Source organism: Palleronia aestuarii (assembly GCF_003253995.1).
GTDB classification, from domain to species: Bacteria; Pseudomonadota; Alphaproteobacteria; order Rhodobacterales; family Rhodobacteraceae; genus Palleronia; species Palleronia aestuarii.
Window position 1 is genome coordinate 1 of the sequence record NZ_QKZL01000056.1, and the last position, 9826, is coordinate 9826.

9 protein-coding genes and 1 pseudogene are annotated in these 9826 nt (G+C 59.9%); 6 read left to right on the plus strand and 4 right to left on the minus strand.

The window, feature by feature from the left end:
* The 5 genes and pseudogenes from LX81_RS21300 to LX81_RS21325 all read left to right on the plus strand — a co-directional run.
* Positions 1-688, plus strand: a pseudogene (locus LX81_RS21300) (IS3 family transposase); the annotation flags it as partial.
* 589 nt (positions 689-1277) lie between these two features.
* Complete coding sequence (locus LX81_RS21310) at positions 1278-2615, plus strand: GumC family protein (RefSeq protein ID WP_111539256.1); 1338 nt, start codon at positions 1278-1280, stop codon at positions 2613-2615.
* Between the two features lie 17 nt (positions 2616-2632).
* Positions 2633-3955: an O-antigen ligase family protein gene (locus LX81_RS21315; RefSeq protein WP_170134087.1), complete on the plus strand. Its 1323-nt coding sequence runs from the start codon at positions 2633-2635 to the stop codon at positions 3953-3955.
* 422 nt (positions 3956-4377) lie between these two features.
* Positions 4378-5019 (plus strand): hypothetical protein, encoded by a 642-nt coding sequence (locus LX81_RS22655; protein WP_211322864.1) that lies wholly within the window; start codon positions 4378-4380, stop codon positions 5017-5019.
* A 131-nt stretch (positions 5020-5150) separates the two neighbouring features.
* Entirely contained in the window at positions 5151-6257 is a 1107-nt protein-coding gene (locus tag LX81_RS21325) for a glycosyltransferase (RefSeq protein WP_234822797.1), read from the plus strand.
* 10 nt (positions 6258-6267) lie between these two features.
* Here the strand turns inward: LX81_RS21325 and LX81_RS21330 are convergent, their stop codons facing one another.
* The 4 genes from LX81_RS21330 to LX81_RS21345 are packed head-to-tail and all read right to left on the minus strand — an operon-like array spanning position 6268 to position 9363.
* Positions 6268-7380, minus strand: a complete 1113-nt coding sequence (locus LX81_RS21330; protein ID WP_146259523.1) for a glycosyltransferase family 4 protein — start codon at positions 7378-7380, stop codon at positions 6268-6270.
* Positions 7377-8249: a DUF6473 family protein gene (locus tag LX81_RS21335; RefSeq protein ID WP_111539261.1), complete on the minus strand. Its 873-nt coding sequence runs from the start codon at positions 8247-8249 to the stop codon at positions 7377-7379. The genes LX81_RS21330 and LX81_RS21335 overlap by 4 nt, the downstream gene beginning before the upstream one ends.
* On the minus strand, positions 8237-9133 hold the full coding sequence (locus LX81_RS21340; RefSeq protein ID WP_170134088.1) for a sulfotransferase family protein: 897 nt from the start codon (positions 9131-9133) through the stop codon (positions 8237-8239). The genes LX81_RS21335 and LX81_RS21340 overlap by 13 nt, the downstream gene beginning before the upstream one ends.
* An 8-nt stretch (positions 9134-9141) precedes the next feature.
* Positions 9142-9363: a hypothetical protein gene (locus tag LX81_RS21345; RefSeq protein WP_111539263.1), complete on the minus strand. Its 222-nt coding sequence runs from the start codon at positions 9361-9363 to the stop codon at positions 9142-9144.
* 193 nt (positions 9364-9556) lie between these two features.
* On the opposite strand from LX81_RS21345, the gene LX81_RS21350 reads away from it, so the two are divergent.
* On the plus strand, positions 9557-9826 hold a 270-nt coding region (locus LX81_RS21350), incomplete at its 3' end, for a transposase (protein ID WP_211322866.1).

The following is a 9826-nucleotide window of genomic DNA, read 5'->3' on the forward strand; positions in this document are numbered from 1 at the left end:
AGCTTGCGGCAAGCCGTGTCCGGTACGGCTACCGTCGGCTACCCGTTCTGCTCCAACGAGAAGGCTGGCGCGCCAACCACAAGCGGACCTACCGCCTTTACAGCGAAGAAGGCTTGTCGGGTCCTGACACGGAGCCCGAGGCGGCGCCGGGCCTGCCGCACCCGATCGGGTCGCTCCGAAGCCGATGCAATGAACGATGTCTGGGCGATGGACTTTGTATCGGACCGGCTGTTCGACGACCGACCATTTCGAATCCTAACTGTCGTCGACTGTCATATGAGAGAGGCTCTCGCGACGACTGCGAGGACGAACTTCAGAGCCTGACCCGGGTCATTGAAGAACTGGATCGGCTGACGAGGATCAGGGGCAAGCCGCGCAGTATACGGGTCAATAACGGGCCCGAGTTCGCCGGGCGGCTGCTGGACCAATGGGCCTACCTGAACAAGGTCGAGCTCGACTTCTCGCGCCCCGGAAAGCCCAGCGACAACGCCTTCGTCTTGCGTCGTACGAACACTCCACTGGCGTGTTCGACCTTCTCACCTTCAACAGCCGACAGCGTCAGGAGTGCCTGAACGCTGCCTGGTTCCTGTCGATGGCCGATGCGCGCCAGCGCATCGACGATTGGAGGATCGACTACAACGACCACCGGCCGCATTCGGCGCTCGGAAACTTGACGCCGAGCGCCTAAGCGGCGCTACTGAAACCAGCCCGAAAGGTCGCGTAACGCCTGGACCGGAAAACGGGTCAGGTCCCACCCGGCTCGGAAACCTGCTTCAGGGAGGGCCACTTTCCAGGGGGCAGGCCAACAGCGTCTCTGCCGTGCACCCGATCTTCGGCGCGATCGACTGGATCGCCGCCTACTGGCTTCCATGGTTGGACGCGTGGTCGCCCACCATCCGAACCGCCCGCTCGCGCACCTCAGACGCGTACCTTGCTGATGTCTTCCCTATGGCTCCGTCCTCGCACAGTCTGGAGCCTCCGGGAAAGCCGGCGCGCTTCAAGGCAATTGTGCGCCGCCGTGCAACCATACATGATCATCATCATTGCGGTCGCACGAAAGCTCGTCACCATCGCTAACGCTCTATGCAAAGTGCGCAAACCATGGGGTTTTCAAGGTGCCGACGGATACAGTTGCTAGCGAATAGCTGAAAAAACCGCCAGGTTCTGTATGGGAATAAAAGAGTACATGACGTAGTCCGATTCATCTTCTTGTGGACGGGCCGAGATGGGTATCAGAAATTTCTCTGGGCCTGTTTTTAAATGATTTGAGGTTTCGTATGAATGTCGAACGTGCAGAACAACTCGATGTCGGGTGGCGAGAAGGAACGACCGGCGCTCAGTATTTTCTGTCGGCATCGAAGCGTCAGGCCCATGTCGTGATCTTCAGTGTAATCATCGTAGGTTGTTTGGCACTTGTCTACGCTATCACGGTCGATCCGATCTACACGGCGACGTCCGAAATACGCGTTCGGATCGATCCAGAGGATGTGACGTTGCAAGCCTCCCAGATCAGCACTCATGTCGAGTTGCTGAGATCAGATAGGGTTACGGCTGAGGTGATCCGGCGCGTCGATCTCGCGCCGGTCTCGGAAACCCCTCCGGGACGTCTGCGCGGGACGATTACCGACATCCGGAACTGGCTTGAGCTTGATATGGGCGAAGGACCGGCCGCTTTCGACGCGGAGACCGCACTGATCCGGCAGGTAATGTCCGGTCTCATCGTCGAGCGCATCGGCGACACCTCCATCATCGCGGTGGAATACAGTTCGACCTCGAGCGAACTCTCCGCGGAGATTGCGGACGCCTATGCCGAGAGCTATGTCGATCAGCGCGCGGAACAGTCTGACCAATCCTTGGGGGAGCGCCGCGATCGTCTTCAGCAGCGTGCCGACGAAGTCCGCCAGCTTGCACTCGATGCGAACCGCAGAGCGCAGTCACTGCTTGCCGAGAACGGGTTCGCCGTCGTCAGCACGGATGAGCTCGGACGCCGCATGGCCGATTTCCGGGAGCGCCTGTCCAGCATCAATTCCGAAGCAACCACGCTCACGACCCGCCTGTCGCGCATTCCTTCCGCAGAAGACGAGGGATCGAGCGAGGTCGCGTTCGTGACCGACGAGGCTGCGCGGATCTATGCGAACCTCCAGGATGCTTCCAGCATCCTTGATCGCCTGCGGGCGCAGGAGGGGGCGTCGCCTTCGACCATCTCGCAGATCGAGGAGAACATCGCGAATTACCGAACCGACCTCGATCGGGAGTTGAACCGATACCGCGAGGAATTGAGGGCTGAACTCGCGGTCATCATCGCGCGCCGGCAGAATGTCCTCGACGAACGCGATCAGGTGATCGCCTACGAACAAAGCGACGCCTGGTCGGAACTCGTGAGCACTGAACGCCAGGCCGCGATGTACGAAGCGATCTACCAATCCTACGTTCAGGATCTGGAGGATCTTAATCGCCGCGATCGCAACATCCCCGTCTCGTTCATTTCCCGCGCTCGACCGCCATCGGCGCCGTCGTTTCCTGACTACAAGATCATTCTGGCATTCGGGATCACGATCGGCATTGTTCTCGGCGGGGCCCTGGGCCTGCTGCGCGAATGGCGCAGGTCGTCCTAGACTTGCAGGATTGGCAGATGACGTTTTCCTCGGTCTCCTACAGAGCCGCGCCGCGTGCTTACACGGCCGTCCTTCCGTTCTGGATCGGGCTCGTATTCTGCATCTTGATGAGCTTTCCCGGCTTCCTTGAGTTTCCCGGCGGAATTCCGGGCGCGATCGCCCTCATCTTCCTGGGCTTTCCGTTCTGGTTCCGAGCAGCCCAGTTGCGAGACGGCGCGATTTTCGATCCTGCCGCGCGAGCGGGGCTTGGACTCATCCTGTTAAGCATTGCCTTTCTCGTCATGTGGGCATTCATATCCGCAATCGGCGCGGATATTCCGTTTCGAGCAGGTCGCAGCATCGCTTCTCTGGCGGCAGCTTTTGCCATCTACTTGCTCGTCTCGGGAACGTTCACCGCATCACGCCAGAACAGATATCTCGCCACGGTCTCGTTCACGCTGGCGGCGACCTGTCTCGCGAGCTTCGTCGTACAGATAGATCCGACCCTTCGGAACATGCTCTGGTGGACGGACCGGACGCATGCCTTCTTCAAGAATCCCAATCAGTTCGGCATGGCGCTTTCAACGATGATGCCGGTGGCCATAGGCTACCTTTTCTTGCGACGCGGCGCGCGGCTCCGCTGGATGTTGTGTATTTTTCTATTCTACCTAGGCCTCATGCTTTCAGGCTCGAAGATGAACCTGCTTCTATCGGCAGCGACCACCGGCGTGACCATCCTGGCGGCAATCTGCATCATGACCACTGGAAAGCGGCGCGTTGTCATGATCGCACTCGGCTTCGGAATGTACCTACTCCTCGTGGTGGCTGGTTTTCTGCTCCTGAATATTCTCAACCCGCGCGCAGTGGAGATTTTAACACGGTTTTTCTCTCCGGATCTCGAGGTTCAATCCCTACAGAGCCGATCGGTCCTTTGGCACTTCAGCATTGACCAGTTCAGAGCGGATCCGTTCTTCGGGCAGGGGGCCGGTCAACCCATACCATTGCCCGAAGGCGGCACCATCTCGCACAGCCACAACATCGTCCTCGATTACATTCGGACCATGGGACTGCCCGGATTATGTGGTTTTCTCGTGATGGCCGTCACCGCGGTGATCCTCGCCCTTGAAGCGATACGGATGGCGCTAATTGTCAGGGATTGCCCGGTCGAGATGCGGGTCACGACGATGACCCTAGGGATCAGCACCCTGACCTATTTAGCCGCAAATTTCTCGAGCGATTCCATGGGCCCGTCGACGAGCCCCTTCTTCTGGCTGAGCTTCTTCCTGTGCCTGGCGAGCCGCCGGTACCTTTCTTCTGCTTCAAAGGTGGTTTCCTCCAGAGGGTTGCGACGGTACGCATGACACAATCGGTCCGAGCTAGTCTGAAGGCGCCCGCGGGATCCTTGGTCCTCTGGTCATTTCTATTTGCGTTCCTCGTTTCTCCCAGCTCCGCCGAGATACTAGAACTGGGACCGGACGGGGATCGTGGCTATGGCGCGGATTTCCTCTCGGATCTCGACCCAGGCTCCGTCGTCCTGGCAGATGGCGCATCCTGGATAGTAGCGAATTCCGGCGTCGGGGACGGTTCTGCCTCGGATGCGGCGCGATGCGACGATCCCGGCGGATCGAGACCGGTCAATCTCTATCCGCTGCGGATCTATCGTTCGCCGGGAGTTACACTGCAGGGCGGCCTCGTCGCCGGAGAGGTTCCGCAGAACCTGTCCTGGAGCGCAACATATTGCAATTCGGCAGCTGTTCTGATCCTCGACAGCCCCAACGCCACAGTGCGCGACCTGCGCATCGATGCCGCTTGGGACGCTGTCCGCTACACGGAACGGCACGGTAGCACCGAGAACCACCGGACCGAACATCTCTGGGTAACGCGCAACCGCGATGATTGCATCGAGGCGGATGCGAAGAACCAGGCCGTCATCGAGGACGTGCTATGCGAGAGCTTCGTCGGGATCAGCGCGGCGGACAAGAAGATCTCGCGGGCGTCGAATACGATGCGGATCAACGGAGCCCTCATCTCCGTGCTCGAATATGTTTATCGCGTCAAGGCGCAGGCCGGCCCGCCGATCAAGTTAGATGACGGCACGTCCATCGGTCTCAGCATCAACGACTCGGTGATCGTCCTTAACTCGCGACGCATGGTCGACGGGCGGGGCACGTTCGATCGCATCCGGGAGAGCATACGCGAGTGCAGTGGTAACCTTCTGATCTGGCCATACGATACTGCCCTGCCGAATTTCGTCGATCTGCCAGATTGCTTCACGGTGCTGGCCGGTGCAAAGGACGGTGGTGCGAGATGGCAGCGGATCCGGCAGAACTGGATCGACTGTCATCCCGAGGTTCCCCGATTGCCGGGTGATCGTCTAAGCAATCTACAGGATTGTGACAAACAGGAATATGGCGGCATGTACTGAAGGGTCGAGGTCTTGCCATTCGAAAATCCCATTCGCTAGGTTATGCCCGGTCTTCAAGAGGTGGCGCCGTGGCAAAGTTGCATGTAGTTCACGTGATAACACGGCTGCTTCGCGCCGGATCCGAGGAGAACGTGATTGCGACCTGCTTGGGTCAGGCCGCGCTTGGTCATAGGGTCACCCTTGTTTTTGGCCGGGAACACGATCCTGCTTATCTCGATACATTGTCGGATCGTATCAGCCTGGAATGTGTCAAGAGCCTCGTTCATCCCGTCGATCCGATACACGACATACGTGCTGTCCGCGAAATGATGCGTCTCTTTCGTGCGTTGGCGCCTGATATCGTGCATACTCATCAAAGCAAGGCGGGTATTGTTGGGCGTCTCGCGGCATATCGTGCAAAGGTCCCTGGCATCGTGCACGGGGTTCACATTGCTCCCTTCCTTAACGTGGGCCCTTCCAAGCGGTACCTTTACCTTACGGCCGAACGTATGATGGCGCGTCTCACCGATGCCTTCGTAGATGTAAGCGGCGGAATGCGGGAGACTTATCTCGCTGCCGGGATCGGCACGGCGGCCAATCATCACGTTGTCTATTCCGGAATGCCGCTCAAAGCCTTCACAGAGGCGGCGCCCCCGCAGAATTGGCGCGAGCTTGCCGGGGTGGCGGCGGATGCGCCGAAGCCGCCGATCGTGCTGATGCTTGCCGCGCTCGAGCCCCGCAAGCGCCATTGCGAGCTCATTAGGGTTTTTGGCCGAATCGTAGATCGGTTTCCCGAAATACGGCTTCTCTGTGCCGGCGAAGGACCCGCACTGCCGGATGTGGAGGCGGCTATTCGAAGGGCCGGCCTGGAGAAGAATGTCCGGCTTCTCGGTTTCCATCCGGAGCCCGGACGGCTCGTCGCACTGGCCGATCTCTGTCTTCTCACCTCAATGCGTGAGGGTTTACCCCGCGTCGTCGTGCAGGCTCTTGCCGGGGGCAAACCAGTAATCGTGACCCGCGTGGCCGGGATCGAAGAGATCGTGGAGCATGGCGTGAGCGGACTTATCACCGATCCCGACGATCTCGAGGATACGGCGCGCGCGATCCTCGACGTGATGGCCGATCCCGTCCTCTATCAAAAGCTCCGCGACGGAGCGAAGGCCCGCGACGTCAGTGGCTGGAGCTCAGAAGCGCTCGTCGAGGGCACGGAGAAAGTCTATGCCACCCTGGCCGACAGGCGTGCGACTGCGACGGCATGACAGACAGCGGTCAATTCGCGTCCAGCCTGCGAAGCAAGGCCACGAGCCGTTCAGCGGAGTGGTCCCAGCGGAACTCACCGGCCCGTATTCGTCCAGCGTCCACACGGCGCTGCCGGTTGATCGGGTCGAGGGCGAGCATTTCGGCGATCCGTTTAGCACAATCGTTCACCTTGCCACTGCGAAAATAGAGCGCCGCGTCGCCCAAGACTTCCGGCATGGCGCTGCTGTCGGAGGAAACCACCGGGCAGCCAAGCGCCATCGCCTCGAGCGGCGGCACGCCAAACCCTTCGTAGATGGAGGGGAAGACGAAAAGCAACGCGTTCTCATAGAGTGTCCGCAATGCCCCATCGCTGATGCGGCCGAGGCTCGACAACCAGGGGGCTTGCACCGTTCTCGTCCGGGCAAGGGCCGCTGCCGCGCCGCCGGCCACGGCAAGCCGCACGCCTTCGGGGGCGAGACGAGAAAACGCCTCGATCGCAAGCGCAATGTTCTTGTTCGGGCTCTGATTGCCCACGCAAAGCACGTAGCGCCCCGGTGTGAGCTTGTAGCGTTGCAGAATTTCGGGCTCGGGTGGAATTCCAAGCAGGTGCTCCGCGCTGTCAGGCACGATCGTGAACCGATCCTCCGACAGGCCGCAGGATCGGGCGATCTCGCGGCGCGAGAAGTCCGAGATCGTGACGAGGGCCCGGGCCCGGCGCATGAGGCGCGGGCGGATCAGGCCATGCAGCATCCGGTAGGAGCGTGAATAGAAGTGCGGATTGACGAAGAGATTCGCGTCGTGCACGGCGAAGACATGATCCGGATGAAAAAGCGGACCCGATCCGGAAAGGCTGACTAGAGTTCCGTTCCTCGCCGCCAGTCCGAGCTCGGACTGCTCCCAGGCATGGCCGCCCAATTGTCCGACAACGCGTGTCTCGATCGCCTGCCACGTCCGCGCACGGGCCGTGCTACGGGGCATGAGACCGATGACCCTCCGGCCGCCCAAGTGACCGGGATCCGCCGCGAGCCTGACATCGAGTGCCGCGATCAGTTCCTCGGCATATCTCTGCATTCCCGAAAGCGGCTGGGTCAGGAACCGCATGTTGAGATAGAGGGGGTGTGGGCCCCCGTATCGCGGGCTCACCCGTCCTGCGCCGCGAGGAGCGCGCGGCAGGGCGTCTTGAGGATATCGGCGGCGTCCTGGTACATTTCGGGCGAGAAATAATACTTGTTCTCGTGCCAGATACCTTGGCAGAGCGCAGCGCCTTGGCCAGCGAAGATCGGCTTCGGGTCTGCCTCGAGCAACATCGTCGTGGGCTTTCCATCGACCCGGCTAACGAGGGGCTGTGGACTGCTGCGCTGGGAGACGCATTCGGCATGGGCATCTACGAGGGGCCTAATCCGCGCCAGTGTCGGGGTGTCGATGAGCCGTGGATAGTCGCCGAGAAGCGCAGCTCGCCGATGATGGCGAGGCGTGTAATCGGGAGTGCGGGACGAGAACCAGACCAGGACCTTCGGCACTGTAATCTCCTGCGCAATGACTTCGTCCGAGATCTGCTCCACTGTCGGGGGCGTGCCGTCCGAACGACGCCGTCTATAGGCGAGCCCATTGGAATTATCGAGAAGCGAGTTCCAGACGCTGCGGCCCGATATGGCCTGAACGGCGCAGAAGGCGCTGTCATCGATGCGGCGCAATACGTCCTCACGGCCGCGAAAGAAGTCGGGACCGGCACCGGAATACCCGAGGTTCAGCCCGGGAACGCCAAGCCGCTCGCTGAGGATTGCAGGGTAAGGGCGGTCGCAGAAGCACCCAAAGGTCTGCGCGGCGCCGATCGCGGTGATATAGCGACCGCAGTTTAGCTGCTTGGAGAAGGGGCCGCGAAACCAAAGATCGGTTCCGGGCAACCTTTCGCAATGAAAGTCCACGATCTCCCGATCGCGAAGCACGTATTTTGGCATGCCCTCGTTATAGGCCGTGTCGAGATCGGCGCGTCGGCCTTCTAGTGGAACCATTCGTGAAGGCTCTTTTTAATCAGGGGTTCGAGCTTTCGGAATTCTTCTGCAATGTATCGCTGAAAGAGGTCGCGGCGGGTGTCGGGCGCAAGCCGTTCCGGCGGACGAAAGTTCCAGGCGCTGGCGCGCTGCTTGACCAGCGTCCGCGCCCCAGCCAAAAGAAGCCGCTTCAGCATGCTCTTCGCTGCACTGGGTTTCGTGACGAGATCTCTGAGGATGGCGTTCCTAGGCAAGCTTGCGGTGCGGTAATGGATGCTGGTGTCGGGATGGAAGGCAGGATCCATACCAAGAAATTCGAAGAGTTCCGTGAAGAACTCATCATGATCCTTTAGATCGTCGTAGAGGAAGACCTTGATCCTGTCCCTGGGGAAACGGCAATAGTACCGGTCCATCTGGCGGTGGTAGAGGCCCGCATCAATATAGCGCCAGTCCCATCCCGAAACCGCGCGCTCGGCCTCTTTGTCGATCGCGTTCGCCAGCGTCGTCGCGGGCTCGCAGCCGCGAGCGCGGTTCATTAGGGAGTGTGAATACGCCCAATCGACCGGATGGCGTAGGATTACGATCAAGCGGACCTGCGGGATGTCTCGGGGGATCCGTTCCGGGGCCTTATCGAAGTACAGATAGCATGGAGAGATCTCCCCACGCGCCCGTAAACCGCCCGAGCGATTGACGAGAGCGCGATAATCCCCGGGATCGGTTACTAAGGTCTCTGCCCATTCCTTATCGTCAGAACCAGTGAAGTTCAGCGTCTCCTTCGCATGTTGGAAGAAAGAGGGCTCCCCACGTTCCATGATGAAAATGTCAGAATGCTGGTCGAGACAGGTATGCAACGATGTCGTTCCGGCCTTCGCCGCCTCAATGAAAAAACAGTTTGGAAGCGTCATGGCGTTTATCATTGCAGATTACGCGCGAACCTGCCGATGAACGCTTCGATCTTGAACTGTTCCTTTTCGATGGACGTGATGTGATCATGGGTTGCCTTGATCCGTGTCAGGTCGACCGGCTTATGGACCTCTTCCAGATCGTCATAGAAGAAAGGGTAATCCTGCCCCATATATTCCATGACAGTTGGATGACGGTTTACCACGACGGCGGTGTGGCGCGCGATCGCCATCGATGATGACGTTGCTAGCGGAAGCATCAAAGAGTTCCAAAAACGTGACATTCCGGCTCAGCATGTCATCTTAGGCATCGTTGTCGAGCTAGGAAATCCATATTGGTCTTGCCTTTGTCTAGTCGGAAGCGGCCTTGTTGCAGAAAGCCTGCGTGGGATTCACATCGTGAGTCCAGCGACATAGCTGTCCGGCATGTCCAAGCCTGCGCCCACCCGTTGCCGCACCCTGAACGGGTCGAGTTACAACGCGTCGCTGCGTGAGCGCGGGTCTCTGACGGTCTGGTTCGACCCGGGCATGGCTTGGCACGCGGCGCCTTCGGGCAAGCAGGGGCGGCAGCAAACCTTCTCGGACGCGGCGATCCAAGCGTGCCTGACCATCAAGGTGCTGTTCGGCCTGCCGCTTCGCCAGACAACGGGCTTCGTGGCGAGCCTGTTGAAGCTCATGGGGCTCGACTGGTCGGTG